The 21,252-nt window shown below is 39.7% G+C and carries 14 protein-coding genes, 1 tRNA gene and 1 pseudogene; 10 read left to right on the forward strand and 6 right to left on the reverse strand.

Translation table 11 applies throughout. The annotated features are described in order from the left end of the window. The first annotated feature begins 1 nt into the window (after nt 1). Nucleotides 2–1,597, forward strand: coding sequence for a SusD/RagB family nutrient-binding outer membrane lipoprotein (locus HDC90_RS09825; protein ID WP_184465831.1), 1,596 nt, complete (start codon nt 2–4; stop codon nt 1,595–1,597). 58 nt (nt 1,598–1,655) lie between these two features. Continuing rightward, nucleotides 1,656–2,318, forward strand: a complete 663-nt coding sequence (locus HDC90_RS09830) for an N-acetylmuramoyl-L-alanine amidase (RefSeq protein WP_184465833.1) — start codon at nt 1,656–1,658, stop codon at nt 2,316–2,318. 18 nt (nt 2,319–2,336) lie between these two features. On the opposite strand, the gene HDC90_RS09835 is transcribed toward HDC90_RS09830, so the two are convergent. Beyond that, nucleotides 2,337–2,939, reverse strand: a complete 603-nt coding sequence (locus HDC90_RS09835; protein WP_184465835.1) for a porin family protein — start codon at nt 2,937–2,939, stop codon at nt 2,337–2,339. A gap of 259 nt (nt 2,940–3,198) precedes the next feature. Here HDC90_RS09835 and HDC90_RS09840 point away from each other — a divergent pair, with 259 nt between their 5' ends. The 5 genes from HDC90_RS09840 to HDC90_RS09860 all read left to right on the forward strand — a co-directional run bounded on the left by HDC90_RS09840 (nt 3,199) and on the right by HDC90_RS09860 (nt 12,053). Continuing rightward, nucleotides 3,199–3,414 (forward strand): hypothetical protein, encoded by a 216-nt coding sequence (locus tag HDC90_RS09840; RefSeq protein WP_010599278.1) that lies wholly within the window; start codon nt 3,199–3,201, stop codon nt 3,412–3,414. A gap of 192 nt (nt 3,415–3,606) precedes the next feature. After that, entirely contained in the window at nt 3,607–5,298 is a 1,692-nt protein-coding gene (locus HDC90_RS09845; RefSeq protein WP_184465837.1) for a S41 family peptidase, read from the forward strand. A 27-nt stretch (nt 5,299–5,325) separates the two neighbouring features. Continuing rightward, entirely contained in the window at nt 5,326–6,651 is a 1,326-nt protein-coding gene (locus tag HDC90_RS09850) for an alpha-L-fucosidase (RefSeq protein WP_184465839.1), read from the forward strand. Between the two features lie 324 nt (nt 6,652–6,975). Beyond that, nucleotides 6,976–9,234, forward strand: a complete 2,259-nt coding sequence (locus tag HDC90_RS09855; RefSeq protein ID WP_184465841.1) for a GH92 family glycosyl hydrolase — start codon at nt 6,976–6,978, stop codon at nt 9,232–9,234. 212 nt (nt 9,235–9,446) lie between these two features. Further along, nucleotides 9,447–12,053, forward strand: a complete 2,607-nt coding sequence (locus tag HDC90_RS09860) for a glycoside hydrolase family 2 TIM barrel-domain containing protein (RefSeq protein WP_184465843.1) — start codon at nt 9,447–9,449, stop codon at nt 12,051–12,053. A gap of 645 nt (nt 12,054–12,698) precedes the next feature. On the opposite strand, the gene HDC90_RS09865 is transcribed toward HDC90_RS09860, so the two are convergent. From HDC90_RS09865 to HDC90_RS09875, 3 genes are all read right to left on the reverse strand, one after another. Beyond that, nucleotides 12,699–13,025, reverse strand: coding sequence for a 2Fe-2S iron-sulfur cluster-binding protein (locus HDC90_RS09865; RefSeq protein WP_025141835.1), 327 nt, complete (start codon nt 13,023–13,025; stop codon nt 12,699–12,701). A gap of 42 nt (nt 13,026–13,067) precedes the next feature. Next, on the reverse strand, nt 13,068–14,078 hold the full coding sequence (locus HDC90_RS09870) for an NAD(P)/FAD-dependent oxidoreductase (protein ID WP_184465845.1): 1,011 nt from the start codon (nt 14,076–14,078) through the stop codon (nt 13,068–13,070). Nucleotides 14,079–14,655: 577 nt separating this feature from the next. Further along, nucleotides 14,656–16,782, reverse strand: a complete 2,127-nt coding sequence (locus HDC90_RS09875; RefSeq protein ID WP_184465847.1) for a prolyl oligopeptidase family protein — start codon at nt 16,780–16,782, stop codon at nt 14,656–14,658. Nucleotides 16,783–16,910: 128 nt separating this feature from the next. On the opposite strand from HDC90_RS09875, the gene HDC90_RS09880 reads away from it, so the two are divergent. The 3 genes from HDC90_RS09880 to HDC90_RS09890 all read left to right on the forward strand — a co-directional run bounded on the left by HDC90_RS09880 (nt 16,911) and on the right by HDC90_RS09890 (nt 19,965). Next, nucleotides 16,911–17,660 carry a UDP-2,3-diacylglucosamine diphosphatase gene (locus HDC90_RS09880; protein ID WP_184465849.1) on the forward strand — a complete coding sequence of 250 codons (750 nt, stop codon included), beginning with the start codon at nt 16,911–16,913 and terminating at the stop codon, nt 17,658–17,660. A gap of 1,054 nt (nt 17,661–18,714) precedes the next feature. Continuing rightward, nucleotides 18,715–19,788, forward strand: a complete 1,074-nt coding sequence (gene prfA / locus HDC90_RS09885; RefSeq protein WP_184465851.1) for a peptide chain release factor 1 — start codon at nt 18,715–18,717, stop codon at nt 19,786–19,788. A gap of 103 nt (nt 19,789–19,891) precedes the next feature. Continuing rightward, nucleotides 19,892–19,965, forward strand: a tRNA-Asp gene (locus HDC90_RS09890). Between the two features lie 725 nt (nt 19,966–20,690). On the opposite strand, the pseudogene HDC90_RS25740 reads toward HDC90_RS09890, so the two are convergent. Both HDC90_RS25740 and HDC90_RS25525 read right to left on the reverse strand, forming a co-directional pair. After that, nucleotides 20,691–20,951, reverse strand: a pseudogene (locus tag HDC90_RS25740) (recombinase family protein); the annotation flags it as partial. Beyond that, nucleotides 20,948–21,252: hypothetical protein (locus tag HDC90_RS25525; RefSeq protein WP_255497576.1), on the reverse strand; the 305-nt coding region annotated here is incomplete at its 5' end. The pseudogene HDC90_RS25740 and the gene HDC90_RS25525, both read right to left, overlap by 4 nt.

Raw genomic sequence — 21,252 nt, forward strand, 5'->3', positions numbered from 1 at the left:
CATGAAAAATAAAATAATAATAGCATCATTAATCAGTGGTATGTTTTTAACTACCTCGTGTAAGAAGTATCTTGATGTAAATAAAGATCCAAATAACCCGACGAAAATTTCTGCAGCAAGCCGTTTGATTGGTGCCATCACCACCTCAAATGGGGCGGCGTTATGGAGAGGAACCAGAGAAGTTTCAGGGCTTGTTCAGTACGGAACCACTAAATTGCTTACAGGTACAAACCGCAATGCAGAGCAATGGCGATTTACCGCCAGTTACTTTCTTTGGCAGAATGCTTATGTATATACCATGCCTAATTGTGTCGATCTGATCAATTTAGGTGAAGAAGAAGGAAGCCCTTATTTTGTGGGCGCCGGAAAAACATTGTTAGCCATGAATTTTGGTTTGCTTACCGACCAGTATGGCGCAATTGTGGTTGATGATTATTACGACGGTAAAACCCAGCTAAATCTGTTGCCTAAAATGCAACAACAACAAGAAGTTTACCAACGTATTGATAAATTGCTGGATGAGGCCATCGTTGCCTTTAGTAGCACAACCAACGCTACCGGACTTAATGCCAATGGAGGCGATATTATGTTTCAGGGAGATGTAAGCAAATGGAAAAGATTTGCCTGGGCATTAAAAGCAAGATATCTGAACCATTTATCTAAAAAAGGGGCACTGTACAATCCTGCAAAAATTATTGAGGCCTGCAGTAATGCCTTTAATGCAGATGGAATGGATGCGCAGTTTGCTTATTTATCAGGAGGTATCCAAACAGATGAAAATCCATGGTATAGCTGGGGTGGTTTTGTGCTTACTACAACAGATCCGAATAATGCGCTTTACGATCCACGGTATTTTGCATGGAGCCAGTTTTTTGTAAATATGTTATCTTCATTTCCGGTTACCAACACCGTTTTTCAAGATCCCAGGATAAGCAGGATTATGCAGCCTGCTGCTTCTGATGGGCAATACCGTGGCTTAAAAGCCGGAGCGGGCCTGGCGGGCGGTCAGGGTATATTGGCTAACGGGCAGCCAGGCGATGCCACCAAAACAAACGGAAACGATTACGGACGGTTCAGTAATAGTGGGTTTTATACCAAACAAACCTCACCTATTCCTTTTATCACTTATTCTGAAATTAAATTAATCGAAGCCGAGGCAAAATTACGGTCTAATGATGTGGCTGGTGCCCTTGCTGCTTACGAAGAAGGCGTTAAAGCCAATATGCGTAAACTTGGTGTTAGCGCAACCGAAATTAACACTTATTGGACAGCGCAATTAGCGGATGGTTTAACTGCCCATTTTGCAAACCTCACACAAGGTTTAAGCCATATTATGCGCCAAAAATACATCACACTTTGCTTAAACCCTGAAACGTGGGTTGATATGCGCAGATCTGATTTTAGCCAGGCAATTTATGGCCCGTCTTTGGTGCGCCCGGTAAATCTGAATACTGTGGTTTTTGATGCCAATAATGCAAATCAATGGATAAGGGGAATGGTGTATGAAACCAACGAACAAACCCGTAACCCTGCAGCAGTTGGCGATAATTCAGAGAAATACCGTTTGTTAACACCACTTTGGTGGGATACCAACTAAATTTTTGAAGGACTTTGAAAATCCCCATTTTGGGGATTTTCTTTTTAACCCGATTTAGATGAAAAAACTACTTTTCCTATCCTTCTTAACAGCCGTGGTTGCTGGCTGTGCTAAACCAACCTTCCGAACGTTTTATAAACCGGTGATATTCGACGATCAGCGTAAGCAGCTTAGTATCGATTACCTGAAGGTTAGGCATGGAATTAAACAAGAAAATGTCATTATTAAACCAGTGATGGTAGTGCTGCACTGGACCGCTATTCCAAGTTTAGAGAAAACATTCGATGCTTTTAATCAACCAACTTTACCTGAAGCCAGAAAGGCCATTTCTACGGCTGGATCGTTAAATGTTTCAAGTCAGTATCTGATCGACAGGGATGGAACAATCTTTCAGTTAATGCCCGATTCTGTATTTGCCCGACATGTTATTGGCTTAAATTACTGTGCTATTGGAGTAGAAAATGTAGGGAGCGAAAAAGCACCATTAACCGGTAAACAGTTACAGGCAAATGAAAATCTGGTACGGTACCTGAAAACCAAATACCCCATCGAGTATATAATTGGACATTATGAGTATAAGCAGTTTATTGGAACAGGCTTATGGAGGGAAAGTGATCCGAACTATCTTACAGAGAAAACAGACCCAGGTAAGTCTTTTATGAAGAGGATCAGAAATAGATTAAAAGACCTGAATTTAAAGGGAGCGCCAGAGAAAAAATAACCTGGCGCTTATTAATCCTTATAAAATTTTAAATCCTAAACTCAATTGAAATAAGTTAGGTTTTTGCGTGTACTTTTCGCTTTTACTGATGTTTGATAAACCAGCTTCATAACGTAAATCAACCGAAATGCTGCCTACATCTACACCTGCACCTGCCTGTAGACCCAATGCCTGGTTTTTGTAGTTACTAAAATCGGTTGCCTGTTGGTAAGCCGAACTAAAAGTCGAGTTTTCATCCAGGATAAACGAAATAACCGGACCAGCCATTAACCTGAAGTTTAAATTTTTAGCCCCAAATTTTGTTCCCAACAAAACAGGAACATCTAAAGTGGTAAATTTTACTTTTCCTTCAGCCTGAACTTCATTCCCATTATCCTGGGTAAAGCTGATAAACTTGTTGCCTTTACTTCCAATGTAGGCTTCCGGTTGTACATAAAAGCTAGCACCGCCAATACGTGCCCAAGCGCCAATCTGATAGCCTAAACGATTTTCTTCACTTGCGAAATCTGAATTTAACTTGGCTAAGTTAACACCAGCTTTCACACCGAGATTAAACGTTTGTGCCTGTGATGTTGCCCAACCCAAGGTTAGGAAAACAATAGAGAAGATGATTTTTTTCATGTTGTTTAATTTGCTTTTTTTTAAGGTTAGTGACTCCATAAATCTCTCAAAATGCCATTTTAGCGTGTTTTTTGGGTTCTGGTTTCATTTTTAAAATTTACACAATGTGGGTTTTACACCTGATTAAGTTTTATAACGCAGTTTTAACACAATTATCGTGCACTTAGAATTCGCGAATCTCCACTTTTTTTGTCACATCACATAAAAAGGTATCAACCTGAACAAATATTTTTTACTTTTGCATCAAATAAAATATGCCATGGCTAATTTTCAACTTACTTCTGAAACCGCATTTAAAGTAAAAACTAAATTTTTAAGGAAATACCGCGATCTGGCGAATGAGCCTTTAGAATTTACGCCTGGCAAAGAAGATCAACTAGTTGAAGATTTAATGCGTTTGGTAAAACGCGATCGTACCTACATCGAATTTACGATTCAAAAAGCACTTGCCGATACTAAAGGAAACAGACTTTAGTTTATTTCTCTATAACAATAAGGTAATTACTGCTTCTTTTTTAGCGTAACGCTTAATTTACGCATCGCCTAAATAAGCTGTTTTTAATATTTATCGCTTTTTGTACATTTACGTTTGTACAGAATTACTAAATAATCTTTAAAACAGGCGATAATCTATTTATCTGCGCTATTAGAATTAAAATATAAGGGAATGAAGAAACTAAAATATGGTCTTTTAGCAGCAGGTTTTGGGGTGGCCGCTTTATCTTTTTCATTTAAAGAAGATTTGTTCCTGGTATCTAAAAACCTCGATATTTTTGCCTCACTCTATAAAGAAATCAACATCAACTATGTAGATGATACCAATGCCCCTCAATTGATGAAAACAGGTATTGATGCCATGTTGGATAGTTTAGATCCTTATACCGAATATGTTCCCGAATCGGAAATTGAAGATTACAAGTTGAAATATGTAAGCACACAGTACGGTGGTATTGGTGCAAGTACTGTTTTTATAGATGGAAAACTGTTTATTAACGATATCAGTGAAGGTTATCCGGCAAATAAAAGCGAGCTTAAAGCAGGAGATCAGGTGGTGAGCATAAACGGAATCGCAGTAAAAGGTAAGGACCGGCAAGAAATTAGTCAGTTGCTGCGTGGCCCTAAAGGAACACCGGTTGATTTGCTGGTGGTTAGGGATGGCAAAGAAATTACTAAAAAACTGGTGCGTGATGAAATAAAACAGCCTAACGTTTCTTACTCTGGAATGGTTGGCGATGGCATCGGTTATATTAAGCTCGATAAATTTCTGGAAAATTCTGGACAGGAGGTCAAAGACGCTCTTTTGGCCATTCAAAAAGAAAATCCAAAAGGTGTAGTTTTAGATTTAAGGAATAATGGTGGGGGTATTTTGCAGGAAGCAGTTAAAATTGTAAACCTCTTTGTGAATAAAGATCAACTTATTGTAACCCAAAAAGGTAAAAATGCAGAGAAAACGATTGCCTATAAAACACTTTTAACCCCAGTTTCTACTTCCGTTCCGCTGGTGGTACTCGTAAATGGAAATTCGGCCTCGGCCTCAGAAATTGTTGCAGGTTCTCTGCAGGATTTAGACCGAGCCATTGTAATTGGGCAGCGTAGCTATGGTAAGGGCTTGGTTCAGCAAACCTTCAACCTACCTTATAACAGTTTGGTTAAAGTAACCGTGGCTAAATATTACACCCCTTCAGGCAGGTGCATCCAGAAGCTGGATTATGCACATAAAAATGCCGAAGGTGTAGCCGAACGTTTTGCCGATTCTACCATGGTAATGTATCAAACCAAAGCGGGTAGAAATGTATACAGTGGCAACGGTGTTTACCCCGATATTGTGGTAGATGCTGCCAAGTTAAGTCCGATTACGATTTCGATGATCAATAAAAACCTATTCTTTAATTATGCAAATCAGTACAGGAAAGAAAAACCAACGTTAGCTTCAGCTAAAGGCTTCCAGTTATCTGATGCAGATTATGCCACATTTTCTAATGGCCTTGCTGATAAAGACCTGTCTTATCAAAGCCGTACAGAAAGATTGCTTTCTGACTTGCGGGCAGAGGCTGAAAAGGAAAATAAATCTGCAGAAGTTAAAACCGATCTGGAGAATCTTAAATATAAACTTACCTCATCTAAAAAAACTGATTTGGTTAGCCATAAAGCAGAAATTAAAAGGGTTTTGGAGACACAGATTGTAAGCCGTTATTTTTACGAGAAAGGAAGAATTGAGCAAAGCTTCCAGTACGATAAAGAATTGGCAGCAGCGAAGAACCTTTTTACCAACCAATCGCAAATGCTGGCCATTTTAAAAGGAGACGGAAATTATAAAGTGATTGGAAAACCAACCAAAGCCACCGCATCAATAGATTAAACCTAAACAACCTATACCACTATCCTGATGAAAAAATTAACATTAATGTGCCTTGTGTTATTAATTGCCTTACAGTTAAAAGCACAGGATTACACACCTACAGCCTCTAATTTAAAACAAAGAGCATGGTTTAACGATGCCCGATTTGGCTTATTTATCCACTGGGGTCCGTTTAGTATACCAGGAAGCGGCGAATGGGTAATGAACGAACGAAAGTTGAATGTTCATAATTATACCAACCTTAAAGATTTTTTTAATCCTGTTGAGTTTAATGCCCAACAATGGGTGAGTATGGCGAAGAATGCGGGAATGAAGTACATCACACTGATCACCCGGCATCACGATGGCTTCAGTATGTGGGATACCAAATATTCTGATTTCAACATCATGAATACACCTTATAAAAAAGACATTGTAAAAATGATGGCCGATGAGTGCCATAAACAAGGTATTAAACTATATCTGTATTATTCACTATTAGATTGGCGCAGAGAAGATTATCCGCACGAAACTGGCCGTACCGGGCAGAACTCGGGCAGGACTGGCAAAGGCGATTATGCCAGTTATTTGCAGTTTATGAAAAACCAATTAACCGAATTGTTGACCAATTATGGCGAAATAAGTGGAATCTGGTTCGATGGACATTGGGATCAAACCGAACCAGAGGGATCGAAAGACAGGACCTCGCGGATTGACTGGAAATACAATGAAATTTATGGTTTAATCCACAAACTTCAGCCACAGTGTATGATTGGGAATAACCATCACCTTAGCCCACTTGCAGGAGAAGATTTTCAGATGTTCGAACGCGATCTCCCTGGCGAGAATAAATCAGGTTTAAGTTTTCAAAAGGCATCAGATAAATTACCGCTCGAAACCTGCGAAACCATTTCAAATTCATGGGGATATAATTTGAGTGATACCTATTACAAATCGAATAAAGAACTGGTTCATATGTTGGTTAAAGCAGCAAGTTTGGGCTCCAATCTTTTACTAAACATTGGTCCGATGCCAAGCGGTAAAATCCAGCCAGAGTTTCAAGACCGCTTAGCAGGCTTGGGCAATTGGCTCAAAATTTACGGCGAAAGTATTTACGGTACAAAAGCAGGATTTATTAAACCACAAACCTGGGGCAGCATTACACAAAATGATAACAAAATTTTTATCCATATTTTAGACGGAAAAACGACATCCCTGGATTTGGAAAACGTTCCCTTTAAGAAAATTAAAAAAGCCTATTTACTGAAAGATAAAAGCCCGGTAAATTATACCTTTAAAAAAGCAAAATTAACCATTACTACGACTTTAAACACTACAGAATCTGATCAGTTAATTGTTTTGGAGATTGGGTAATTGATAGGCTGCGAGGAATCGTCATTCCCAACTTGATTGGGAATCTTAATGCAATATGCTTTAAGATTCCCGCCTGCGCGAGAATGACGGATGTGCTGATGTATTCTGTTTATGGTAACATAGTAAAGGGTCTTTATTTGCTTTGCGTTTTCAACAACATTTAAGAAAATATAAGCTCAAATGTTCTTAAATGCCTTACATGGTAGAAGGCTAAAGGCTCATTTGTCGAGCTTTTTATATAATTCTTCCCCCTTTATGAGAAAATAAACGTAAAACGTTTTACTTTTAGGCTTTTAAATTCAATGTAAGAAATTATAAGCACACATGCAGTTCAAGAAAATCTCGTCTATTCTATTTCTAACCGCCTCTCTATTCGCCCTTAATGTAGTTGCGCAGCAGAAAACCAAACTTACCCAATATGTCGATCCATTAATCGGATCAGCAAAACATGGGCATGTTTTTGTAGGTGCTAATGTTCCGTTTGGTGCAGTACAGCTAGGACCGAACAATATTTTTGAAGGTTGGGACTGGTGCAGTGGTTACAATTATGTAAGCAATACCATTACTGGTTTTGCACATACCCATTTAAGTGGTACAGGTATTGGCGATTTAGGCGATATTTCGATTATGCCTGCAACCGGTAAATTGCTCCTGGAAAAGGGTAAAACAGCCGATGATCAGGATGGATACCTTTCTAAATTTTCTCATCAAAATGAAATAGCTAAACCTGGTTATTACAGTGTATTACTTGATAAATACCAAATTAAAGCCGAATTAACCGCAACCGAAAGGGTAGGCTTTCATCAGTATACCTTTAAAAAAGATGCCGAGAATCCACATATCATTATCGATTTAATTGAAGGTATAGGATGGGATGCGCCTGTATCTGCATCATTTAAACAGCTTGATGCCACAACTATCGTAGGACATCGTAATTCGAAAGGCTGGGCCAACGATCAGCGTTTATATTTTGTAATTAAACTTTCGCAACCGATTAAAAGCATTGCACTTTATGATAGTACCGTTGTTAAAAGCGGCGCAACGTTATCTGGTAAAAAGCTTAGGGCTGTGGTTAACTTTAATGCCATTAATAATAATAAACTGCAGTTTAAAGTGGCGTTATCTCCAGTAAGCATCGAGAATGCCATTTTAAATCTCAAAACAGAATTGCCAGGCTGGGATTTTGCATCGACCGTTAAAGGTGCTGATTTGAAATGGGAGAAGGAACTGGCCAAGGTGAAAATTGAGGCTTCTAATACAACTAAAAAAGTGTTTTATACCGCCTTGTACCATACCATGGTGGCACCTTCACTTTTTAACGATGTAAACAAGGATTATCTCGGTACAGATAAAAAGGTTTACAAAAAGGCTAGCTTTAATAATTTAACAACTTTCTCCCTTTGGGATACCTACCGTGCAGCAAACCCATTGTTCACCATTCTTCACCCAGATAAGGTAAGTGATGTGGTTAATACCATGTTGGCCATTTATAAACAACAAGGAAAACTACCGGTTTGGCATTTAATGGGTAGCGAAACCAATACCATGGTAGGTTACCACGCTGTACCGGTTATTGTTGATGCCTATTTAAAAGGCTACCGTGGCTTTGATGTAAATCTGGCATATGAAGCCATAAAACAATCGGCTATGCAGAAAACAGATGGTATTGATTATATCCAACAATTAAAATATATTCCTGCAGATAAGGTAAACGAATCGGTAGGTAAGGCTTTGGAGTATGCTATTGACGATTATTGTATCGCGCAAATGGCTAAGGCAATGAACAAAACTGCAGATTATACTTATTTTAGTAAAAGATACAAGCTCTATAATTTATATTTCGATCCGAGTGTTCAGTTTATGAGGGGTAAACTTGCCAATGGAAACTGGAGAAGTCCTTTCGATCCTTTTTCATCCAAACACCGTGAAGATGACTACGTAGAAGGGAATGCATGGCAGTATACCTGGTTGGTGCCACAAGATGTAGAAGGGCTGATTAATCTTTTTGGAGGAGATAAACCTTTTACCAATAAACTTGATTCGCTATTTACTTTACCTTTAGATTTGGGAACCAACGGTTCGCCGGATATTAGCGGATTGATTGGAAATTATGCGCAGGGAAATGAACCCAACCACCACATTCCCTATTTATATACCTATGCAGGCCAGCCATGGAAAACTGCCGATCTGATCCGTAAAATCGACAAAGATTTTTATTCAGCTAAGCCTGATGGATTGTGTGGCAACGAAGACGTAGGACAGATGAGTGCCTGGTATGTTTTCACTGCAATGGGTTTCTATCCTGTTAATCCGGCAAATGGGGCCTACGTTTTTGGAACGCCATTGGTTAATGATGCGATCATTTCGTTGCCTGGGAATAAGAAATTTAATATAAAGGTTGTGGGTAATAGTTCGGAGAATAAGTACATTCAGAAAATTGTGCTGAACGGCAAACCTTATACTAAATCATATATCTTGCACAAAGCGATAACAGCTGGCGGAAATATGCAAATTTATATGGGCAATAAACCATCTGCAACGTGGGGTGTAAAACAAGAAGATAGACCAATATCAGGAAAATAATTCTAGATAAAGAATGAGGTTATATGCTAAGTCTGGTTTATCTAGATTTGTTACGTTGAGTTTAGCCTGTGCTGAGCTTGACGAAGTATCGAAACGCCCGGCGCGGTATCGTAGAAGGTCCTTCGACAAGCTCAGGATGACAAGTCTATATTTATGATACATCCTCATTAAAATTAACCATAAACAATTATTAACTAAAATGTCTTAAATAAATGAGGAAACTATTTCTACTTTTTTTACTCTGTTCAGCTTTAATTGTAAATGCACAACAGCGTTACGAATTAAATTCGGGTTGGGTATGCACCAACATTAAAGATGCCAATGCTTCGGGCTTAGAAATCTCGAAAGCAGGTTTTTCGATTAATAACTGGATGCCTGCAACTGTACCTGGAACAGTATTAACTACTTTGTTGAACAACAAAAAAGTACCTGATCCATTTTATGGAATGAACAATGAGAAAATTCCAGACGTTTATAAAACCGGTAACGATTATTACACTTATTGGTTTGTAAAAGATTTTGAAGAGCGTGCTGTGGGGAGTGAACAGGTTTGGTTGCAGTTTAGGGGAATAAATTACAAAGCCGAAATTTATTTAAACGGAAAAAAAGTTAACCCCAAAACCCAGGTGGGCATGCACCTTAGGGCACAGTATAACATCACTAAACTTTTATCTCCAAATGGAAAAAACAGGCTTGCTGTAATCGTTTATCCACCAGATTTTCCGGGTAACCCAAATGGTGGACAGGGCGGCGACGGTACAATTGCCAAAGGTTTAACAACACAATATACAGCAGGCTGGGACTGGATTCAGCCTACACGCGATCGTAACACGGGCATTTGGGATAAAGTAACCATCGAGAAAACCAAAAGCATTAATATCCAGAATCCACAGGTAATTACCTTGGTTCCCGGCAAGCGTTTGCCCGAAGGGGAACAAAAACCAGCTACCGTTAAAGTTTCGGTTGAAGTAGAAAACCCAACTAATCAGGCGGTTTCGGGTACATTGCAATATCAAATTGCCGGAAAGTTGATTAAACAGTCAACCACTATTGCAGCCAATAAGACTACTACGGTTAAACTTCCTGATTTACAGCTCGAAAACCCTAAACTATGGTGGCCAAGCGGATATGGACCACAAAATTTATATGATGTAAAAATTGAATTTGTAACGGCCAATCAAGTATCAGATCAGGAGCAACTTAAAGTTGGGGTCCGCCAGATTGACAATATCTGGAATGAGCACACCAGGAGTATGGGAACTTTTGTAAACGGACAAAGAATTTTTATTAAAGGTGGTAACTGGATTATCAGCGATGCAATGCTACGTTTTAGCGATGCCCGCTACGATGCAGAAGTACGTTATCATAAAGATATGAACCTGAACCTGATCAGGATTTGGGGTGGAGCTATTTTAGAGCGACCAGAGTTTTACAATGCCTGCGATAAATATGGATTGCTGGTTTTTCAGGATTTCTGGTTTAGTGGCGATTGTAACGGCCGTTGGGTAGACCCGATGAAAAAGGAAGACCAATGGACACGCAGAAATTATCCAGATGACCATAGCCTCACCTTAACCGCCATTGAAGATCAGATCAAGATGATCAGAAATCATGCTTCACTTGCTTTTTGGTGTGGAGGGAATGAGATTACACCACCAGAAGATATTTTGGAACCTTTAAAGAACGATATTCTGCCACGCTTAGATGGAACCAGAAAACTTTTTGATTTCTCTAACAGCGATGAGATGTCGTTCAATTCCATTGGCGGAAATGGCGATGGTCCGTACGGCATACAGGATATTAAAACTTTTTGGGGTACGAGAACATTTCCTTATAACTCTGAAGTAGGATCAGTAGGCGTAGGTGATTATGTTTCCTTGCTTCGTTTTATCCCAAAGGAAAACCTGATTGCACCTCAATACAAAGCCAAACCCGATTCGGTATGGGATTACCATAAATATATCTCATACGAGCAATATCTTAATCCGTATGGCAAGCCAAAAAGTGCAGAAGATTTTGCAATGAAAGCCCAATTGGCAAATTACGACCAGTATAGGGCATTAATGGAAGGCTTTTCTAACAAAATGTGGGATTGGTATACGGGTTCCATCATCTGGAAAACCCAAAACCCCTGGACAGCCATGCGAGGCCAGATGTACGATTATTACCTTGATCCTAACGCCTGTTTATATGGTTTAAGGAAAGGAAGCGAGCCCTTGCATGTAATGATGAATCCTCTGGATAGTATGGTTACCATTGTAAACAATGGGTTTAGTGCCAAAAATAACCTGATGGTACAAGCAAAAGCTTATGATATGGATGGCAAAGATTATTTCTACTCTCAAGCCTTCAATTCGGTTGGTCCATCTTCTGTGAGAAGACTTTTTCCTATGAACGAGTTTTTAACCAAACTGGATAAAAAAGAAGGTGTATTTGTTTCGTTAAGGATTTTAGATCAGAAGCAAAATATTTTAAGTGAGAATATTTATTGGCTCCCTGGTAAGGACGGTGAATATTCAGGCTTGAAAAACATCAAAAAGACGCCATTAAAAATTGCTGTGGCTGACCAGAAAAACGGAAAAGTAGTGGTAACCTTAAGTAATGCTGCAGGAAATCCGGTCGCGTTTTTTAATCGTGTAGCTTTAATAAACGGCAATACTGGTGAACGTATACTCCCTGCCTTTTATGACGATAACTATGTAAGCATTTTACCTGGCGAAAGCAAAACAATAACTGTAGAATATACAGGGAAACAAAGTGATTTAGCAGTAGAGGTGTACGGCTGGAATGTAGAGAAGCAGAAGGTAAATATTCAATAGATAAATTGTTAGTCGGGATTTGTAATCCCGACTTTGGAACTCAGGATTTTTAATCCTTAAAGCGTGCAAATCCAGGCGGATAGCCTAATTAATTTTTTGGAAATGATGGGTTGTGTCGTCGTAGCGGATTGTAGTCCTGCTATCGCTTCAAGTCCTCACTCGTGCCTCGCTCCGGGCTTTACGCTTTATCAGGTTTAGCAACAGAGGGCGCTGAATGAAATTCCGAGATTGCGATGGATCCGCGTTAGGAGGAGGGATTATAAGGGTTCAGTACCGATTTAAGCATCTGCTTTTATTTACTTATGGTATGCTTGCTTGTTTCACAGGTTTCATCGGTACCGGAGCGCATTGCAGCCCTGGAGAGCCGACACTTGCGCAGCTTGGGTAACGCCCAAATTAGTTTGCAATTTTCGGTTGGCCTCTTATTGTCCTCGTTTGTAACGAGGATAGCTGAGAAAGGCGATTTTATCGCCACTATTATTCAATTGCATTAAAAATGCAAATCTCATAAATCCTCGTTACAAACGAGGACTATAGTATTGACTGCAAATCCACAACCTATGCTGTCGAGATTACAAATTCAGACTAACAAAAAAAGGCGACACTTTAGGTATCGCCTTTTTCTATTCAATATGTTTTTACAACCTAGCTTACACCGTGTAATTTTACTTTTAATCCATCCATGTTATTGTTTAACTGCAATTGGCAGGCTAAACGCGAGTTTGGTAACAGATCAGGCAAAGTATCTAACATGGCATACTCATCGTCTGTCATTTCGTTAAGTTTTTCTTCGCCTTCCAATACATCAACACAGCAGGTAGCACATAGCGCCATTCCGCCACATGTAGCCAGAATATCGTACTCTGATGCTTTTAAAAACTCCATCAGGCTTAAACCCATGTCGGTTGGTGCAACGTGTTCAGTAACCGAGCCATCCGGCTCCTGCATATATATGTTAATGTTGTTTTCCATTTTTTACGCTTATGATTTGTAGCGACAAATATAGGAGAAAGCTTAAAATTCTGAAACTCCGTTTACAGTTGTATATTTCATGGTATATTTTACACCTGGGTTCATGTAAGAATAAGCGCTGTGGCTCATTAATGCAGCTTCGTGGAAACCACAAAGAATTAATTTTAGTTTATTGGTGTAAGTATTGATATCACCAATAGCATAAATTCCAGGGATATTTGTCGAGTAATCATCAACATTAACCTCGATAGCACTTTTGTTAATGTTTAAGTTCCAGTCTTCGATCGGGCCTAATTTAGGACTCAAACCAAACAAAGGAATTAAATGATCAGCCTCCACCACTGTTTTTTCCATAGTACGGTTCTGCACAATTTCAACTTGCTCTAACTTATCAGTTCCATGTACGGCCTGAAGGTTGCTGTTTAAAACCAGGTTGATTTTTCCACTTTCGGCCAATGCCATTACTTTAGCAACAGAATCTGGTGCACCACGGAAACTCTCGCTTCGGTGCACTAAAGTTAATTCAGAACAAACTTCTGCTAAATATATGGTCCAGTCTAAAGCAGAATCGCCACCGCCGGCAATCACCATTTTCTGATCGCGATACTTCTCCGGGTCCAGGATCATATAGTTTACGCCTTTACCGTTTTCAAAATTTTCTAAATTTTCTACAGCTGGTTTACGTGGCTCAAAACAGCCTAAACCCCCGGCAATTACCACAACTTTCGCTTCGATAATGGTACCCATATTGGTAGTTAAAACAAAATCGGCTTCGCCACGCTTTTCTAAACCTTCAATACGTTCACCTAAAGTAAATGTTGGATGGAAAGGTTTTGCCTGCTCCATTAAGTTATCGATAAGTTCCTGCGCCAACACAGAAGGATAACCAGGGATATCGTATATTGGTTTTTTAGGGTAAATTTCAGACAGCTGACCACCAACCTGCGGCAAGTAGTCAATTAAATGGCAACGCATTTTTAATAAACCGGCTTCAAAAATGGCAAATAAACCAACCGGACCAGCGCCTATTACGGCTATATCAGTAGTGATCATTAAAAAAAATTTAACGCAAAGTTACGAAATAAAGTATTACCAATTCTGCTATTTAGAAATATTCTAGATAATTTTGCAATACTATTATATTCAGTATTTTATATTCCTTAACTCAATAAAAAGCAAAAGTTAAGGGTTTTTAGCGACTTAAAGCAAATTATAATTGGTCTATGGATTTAGTGGGAGTTGGTTTTTGTTATATTCTTGGTAGATCGTCATTCACAATGAAGTTGTGTGTCATGATCAATCTTTTTCCGATCTGTCATCCTGAGGGATAATTTATTTTATAAAAATCAATATAAATGACAAGTGAATTTAAAAGAGATAATATCGTCATTTCGACTGAAGCTTGCCAATTTTTCATTGGTAGCGTAATGGAGAAATCTTTAAACTTTTCGATAACATAGTTCAAAGATCTCTCCGCTCCGCTTTGCTTCGGTCGAGATGACGATTTTTCTACTGGGGCCTGTTAATGGTAGGAAAGAAGAATCTTAAGCGATGAAACAGGTCTCCATAGATAAAGATTGCTTCGCACAGCCTCTGGGTTCTTTACTGCATGCAGAATGACAAAAATGAGCTACCAACTCATCCCCAAATTCTGAAATACAAAGCTCCACACATCGCTGGCTTCTTCAATCAACTTAGTGGTGGGTTTACCGGCACCATGCCCCGCTTTGGTTTCGATACGGATCAGCATCGGGTTATTGCCTTTGTATTTTTCCTGTAGGGTTGCCGCAAATTTAAAAGAGTGTGCAGGTACCACACGATCGTCGTGATCGGCTGTGGTAATTAATGTGGCCGGATAGTTCACACCGCTTTTTATGTTATGAAGCGGTGAATATTTGATCAGGTAATCGAAATCTTCCTTTTTGTCGCTTGTTCCATATTCAACGGCCCAGCCCCAGCCAACAGTAAATTTATGGTAACGCAGCATGTCGAGCACGCCAACGGCAGGTAAAGCCACTTTAAAAAGATCGGGTCTTTGGGTCATGCAAGCCCCTACCAGCAGACCACCGTTTGAGCCGCCAGATATGGCGATTTTAGCAGGATTGGTATATTTTTCCTTAATTAGGTACTCTGCTGCGGCAATAAAATCGTCGAAAACATTCTGTTTTTTTGCTAACATACCGCCTTTGTGCCATGCTTCGCCATATTCACTTCCGCCACGCAAACTTGGCTGAACGTAAATGCCGCCACGCTCTAAAAATAGCATCCTCGAAAGACTGAATCCTGGTGTTAAACTGATCTGGAAACCGCCATATGCATAAAGATAAACCGGGTTGTTGCCGTTTAGTTTGATGCCTTTTTTATGTACGATAAACATAGGTACTTTTGTGCCATCTTTTGACGGATAAAACACCTGTTTGGTTTCATAGTTATCTGTATTAAACTGGAGATCTGATTTTTTATATAATATCGATTCGCTTTTGGTGATGTCGTAACGGTAAATCGTGCCTGGAGTGGTGAAATTAGAAAAGGTATAAAAAAAATCTTTATCCTCTTTGTAGCCACCAAAGCCTCCAACAGTTCCAATTGCTGGTAGTTTTACATCGCCTATTTTCTTTCCGGTTAAATCAAACTGAATAATATTGGTGCTTGCATCTTTTAGGTAAGAGGCCCAGAGAAATCCTCCGCCAGTTCCAATACCCTCTAAAGCCAATTTCGATTCAGGGATAATTTTTTGCCAGTTTTTAGGATCTGCATTTTTGGGATCAACCAAAACTACCTGCTTGTTTTCGGCTCCGAGATCGGTGTTTACCAATAGTTTGTCGCCAACATTATCAATAACGCTGTGGTTGTTTTCAAAGCCTTTAACCAATAAGGTAATTTTGCTATCTGGCACTTTTAAATCTTGATAATAAAGCGCATTGCCCGAAGTGCCGGCACTGGCATAAACGATCAGAAAGCGCTCATCTTCTGTAACACTGGCGCCGAAATATAAATTTGGATTGGTTTTGTCTTCAAAAATTAACTGGTCATTTCGTTGCTGATCACCCAATTGATGGAAATACACTTTTTGGTATTTGTTGGCAGCAGAAAGATCGGTTCCTTTGGTAGGCTCATCAAATTTACTGTAGTAAAAACCATCGCCTTTCCAAGCTGCCCCAGAGAATTTGGTCCATTTTAGCTCATCGGTCAATTTGGTTTTACTGGCAATATCCATTACATAAATATTGCTCCAGTCTGATCCTGCTTGTGCAACCGAATAGGCCAGGTACTTTTTATCGTGCGAAAAACCCAGTAGCGAAACAGCCGCTGTTCCATCTTTTGTAAGTTTATTTGGGTCGAGAAAAACTTCTTCTTTACCTTCTAGACCCTTTTTAATAAACCAGATACTTTGGTTTTGAAGGCCATCGTTTTTAGTGAAGAAATAATATTCGCCAACCTTAAAAGGTGCGCTTTCTTTAGGGTAATTCCATAATGCTGTTAAACGCTTTTTAATATCAGGGCGGTAGGGAATTTGCTCTAGATAGTTTTGGGTAACCTTATTTTCGGCTATAACCCAGGCTTTTGTCTCTGCTGAGGTATCATTCTCCAGCCATCTGTAAGGGTCGGCAATGGTTGTTCCGAAATAATTATCTTTTGTGCTGTCTTTTTTTGTTTCAGGATATTTCATTAATGTTATTTTTTCTACAGGTTTTTTGCCCTGGTTACAGGCAAATAGACTTAATGCAAATAAGCTCAATAGAATTTGTTTTTTCATCTTTAGTGAGATTTGTTTACTAATATATGTCTTTTTTCCTTCGGTATGATTACACAGATTGCTGCACTTTAGACTTTGGTCTTTCTGCTTTAGTCTTTAAGCTTTTTCCCTTACCTTTGGATTTGTACATGGCTAAAAATATTTACTTCGCTTCCGATTTTCATTTAGGCACTCCAAATTATGCCGAAAGCCGTGCCCGTGAAGCGCGTATTGTAAGTTGGCTAAATTTTATAGAACCAAATTGCAGCGAGTTGTTTTTGATGGGCGATATTTTCGATTTCTGGTTCGAGTATGCTAAAGTGATTCCAAAAGGATTTATCCGTTTACAGGGTAAATTGGCTGCCATGGCCGATGGGGGGATAAAAATCTATTTTTTTAAAGGCAACCATGATATGTGGGTACGCAGTTATTTCACTCAGGAAATCGGCATGGAAATCATCAGCGATGAACTGATCATCGAAAGGGCTGGTAAAAAATTCTACCTGCACCATGGCGACGGCTTAGGCCCGGGAGATAATAAATACAAATTTTTAAGAAAGATTTTTAGAAGTAAGTTTTGCCAATGGCTGTTTGCCCGTTTGCATCCTAATTTGGGTATCGGTATTGCCAATGGCTGGAGCCAGGGTAGTAGGGCTGCACAAACGGAGAAAGAGGTGTTTTTAGGGGAGGATAAAGAATGGCTGGCCATTTATGCCAAAGAGCAATTACAGAAAACACATTTCGATTATTTTATTTTCGGGCATAGACACCTGCCGCTCGATATCGATTTAGGTAAGGGAAGCCGCTATGTAAATATTGGTGAATGGCTTAACTACAATTCTTATGGGGTGTTTGATGGGCAGGATTTAAAATTGGAATATTATAAGCCAGATGCTTAATTTTTAATCGTTTAGTTATTAGGAGTCGCTGTTGCCTAAGCGCATGGTCCGCTGTTCCTAAACCCGATAGAACGGAAAGCCCGGAGCGCAGCGAGGACTTGGAGAGATAGCGGGGCTACCGGCCGCCATAGGATCGGAACTGCTCATTTCCAAAACTGCTCTAAAATAATAATAATACCTTAATTGTAAATTAATTTTTAGGCCAGAAACTAATGTCTTTTTTCGGAAAGCATTGTCTGTAGCTTTTTTTAATGTTCGTCGGGCTTTTCTTTATAGTCCCGATGAAAAATCGGGCGCTGGCACTACAATCCCGTTTAGGTACATTGGTTTCTGCTGCTATTCAGGGCTGCAATCTGTCTAAAATGCACCGACTTTGTTTCTAAACCCGATAAAACGAAAAGCCCGGAGCGCAGCGCGGACTTGAAGTGATAGCGGGGCTGCTGGCTGCCATAAGTGAGGAACTGCCCATTTCCAAAACCTCTAAATAATGCTTTTCTCCGGCATAAAACTATTTTTCCAACTATATTGATGTCTGTTTTTTCGGAAAGCAAAACCTGAAGCTTTTCTTAATGTTCGTCGGGCTTTTCGTTCTAGTCCCGATGAAAAATCGGGAGCTGCCACTGCAATCCCGTTTAGGTACGCAGGTTCCTGCTGCTATTCGGGTTTGCATAGTGCCTAGGTGCACCGCCCTTTATTCATAAACCCGATAAAACGAAAAGCCCGGAGCGAGGAACAAGTGAGGACTTGAAGTGATAGCGGGACTACCGGTCGCCAAAAGCACAGGACTGTTCATTTCCAAAACCTTTTAAATAAGACGATAACCATCTTTTTTTACACCTGCAGCATAGATGAAATATTTTTTCACTCCATCGTGCGGTTTCTGATTTTTTATAAAACCATTCCTTAGGCTAATGCCGCTACAGTTAACAACTTGAAACAGTTAACCAATTAACCACCCTCCCCAAACAAACTAATTCAGCTTTTTTCCTTATTTTTGCATTTCCTGAATTTTTGAGCCTATGCCAACCATCAGGAGATTTCAACAAGAATAAATATGTTAGATAAATTAGAAGCTATAAAGCTGCGTTGGGAAGATGTGGAAGAATCGTTAAGCAATCCGGATGTAATTCAGGATATGAAACGTTTTGCGGCTTTAAATAAAGAATATAAAGACCTGGGCAAGATTGTAGATGAATATAAAGTCTACAAAAATGTAATGAGTAATATTGATGCCAACAAAGAAATTTTAGCTACTGAGAAGGATGCTGAAATGCGTGAGATGGCAAAAGAAGAGCTTGATCTTTTGTTAAAACAACAGGAAGAAATGGAAAGCAATATCCGTTTGATGTTGATTCCTAAAGATCCGGAAGATGCCAAAAATGCGGTTTTTGAGATCCGTGGTGGTACTGGTGGCGATGAAGCGGCTTTGTTTGCCGGCGATTTATACCGTATGTACACCCGTTATTTCGAAACTAAAGGATGGAAGGTTGAAACTGTTGATGTAACAGAAGGTACTGCTGGCGGCTATAAAGAGGTAATTCTGAAAGTGAGCGGTGATGATGTTTATGGTCAGCTAAAGTACGAAAGTGGTGTACACCGTGTACAGCGTGTGCCAGATACCGAAACGCAGGGCCGTGTGCATACCTCAGCGGCTTCTGTAGCGGTTTTGCCAGAAGCGGAAGAAATTGATCTGTATATTAATCCGGCTGATATTGAATTGCAAACTTCGCGTTCAGGTGGTGCCGGTGGACAGAACGTAAATAAAGTAGAAACTAAAGTACAGTTAACGCATAAACCATCAGGTATTGTAGTAGTTTGTCAACAGGAACGTTCACAGTTGGGTAACCGCGTTATTGCAATGGAGATGTTGCGTAGTAAACTTTACGATATCGAATTACAGAAAAAGAATGGAGATATTGCCGCCAAACGTAAAACGATGGTATCAACAGGAGATCGTTCGGCTAAGATCAGAACTTATAATTATCCGCAGGGCCGTGTTACCGAACACCGTATCGGCTTAACGATGTATAACCTGCCAAGCATTATGGATGGTGACATTCAGGAGATTATTGATGCACTTCAGTTTGCTGAAAATGCAGAGAAGATGCAGGAAGGTGCTGTAGGTTAAGGAGTTAAATATTTTTGAAAAAAAAGTTTGCAAATCAAGATATAGTCTCTATATTTGCAACCTCGAAAGAGACAAGAGGTTCTAACTTTAAAGAAGAATAAAAGGAGTGGTAGTTCAGCTGGTTAGAATGCCTGCCTGTCACGCAGGAGGTCGCGGGTTCGAGTCCCGTCCATTCCGCTGAGCGGGGGATTTGCAAAAATCCCCCGTTTTTTTTCGTAAATCAGTAAGTTTTTCTCCCTCATTTTCAGTGTGTTATGTGCTAGCAAGTCTATCATCGTCGGAGTTCGATAGATACCTTTTTCATAGTACAAATTGCTATCGAACCCCAACCTAATTAACTCTTGCTTCTCTATAGTGTTACTGATATTGTAGATGTGTTTTAAGTCTGTCAATTTCTCCAAATTCTGCTGTACGATTTTATATGTTATTTGATGATCTGATGTTAGCTTTTGAATCGTCGCTTGAAGGCTAATCTTGGTACGGTTTATCGTTGCAGCCCACCGATCATATGTTTCTTTTGAAATCTGGTTAGTAATCCATTTTTCTTCAATGGAGAATTGCTTTACTTCCTCCGCTTCCAGTGCTTTTTTCTTTTCTGCAAGTATTGCTTTATCCCCAGCAATCTTTTGGTCAAACACTTTGTCTGTATTCTGCCTAAGTTGTTTGACAATATTCTCAGGCAGGCTCATTAACTCGAATATCTGCGTTAAGCTGTCATGAGCTTTTACTGTGCTTAGGTTAAGATGATTCGTCTTGTTACACTTATAATAGTAATAATATTTTCCCATCTTGCCCCTAGAAGGAGCCCCAGTAACAACTTTGCCGCAATGACATTTTAGAACCCCACGCAAGGGCATTTCGTCATCTATGGTGACTTTTTCTTTGTCTGGCTTACGTAGCTTAGCCTGTGCCTGCTCCCAGGTATAGAGATCAATTATTGGAGTATGTTTTGCAGGGAACAATCCGCCGGGATATTCTTTAAATGGTTCTACGTACTGCATACCTGCATAAAGCGGATATGATAAAATCCTTTGAATGGCAACATTGCCAGATCTCGAAAATCCCATTTCTTTGGCTTGCTCTGCAATGAGGTATAAAGGCGTGTTGCGCAGATAAGCATCGAAGATATACCGTACGACTGTAGCCTCCTGTTCATTGATCACAAGATGGCGTTCCTTTCTCTCGCCAGTTTTGAAATATCCAAATGGAGGTCTTTTGTGTATATAGCGACCTTCCTTTGCTTTTGCTGTGTATATGCCACCGCGTACCTTAATGCTTCTATTAATATTGTCCTCTTCTGCCAACAGCAATTGGAGGCCAGCTCTAAAGAAACTGCCAGGTGTATCATAGTCGAAAGTGATCCCCTCAGTGCATATACCAATAAATTTGACCCCCTTTCGCCAATTTCAAATTGACCCCCAGAGTTGTTGCTTGAAAAAAGCAGAAGTTGTTGTGCAAAAAGGC

Origin of the sequence: Pedobacter sp. AK013 (assembly GCF_014205835.1) — a bacterium.
In the GTDB taxonomy this organism is placed as follows: domain Bacteria; phylum Bacteroidota; class Bacteroidia; order Sphingobacteriales; family Sphingobacteriaceae; genus Pedobacter.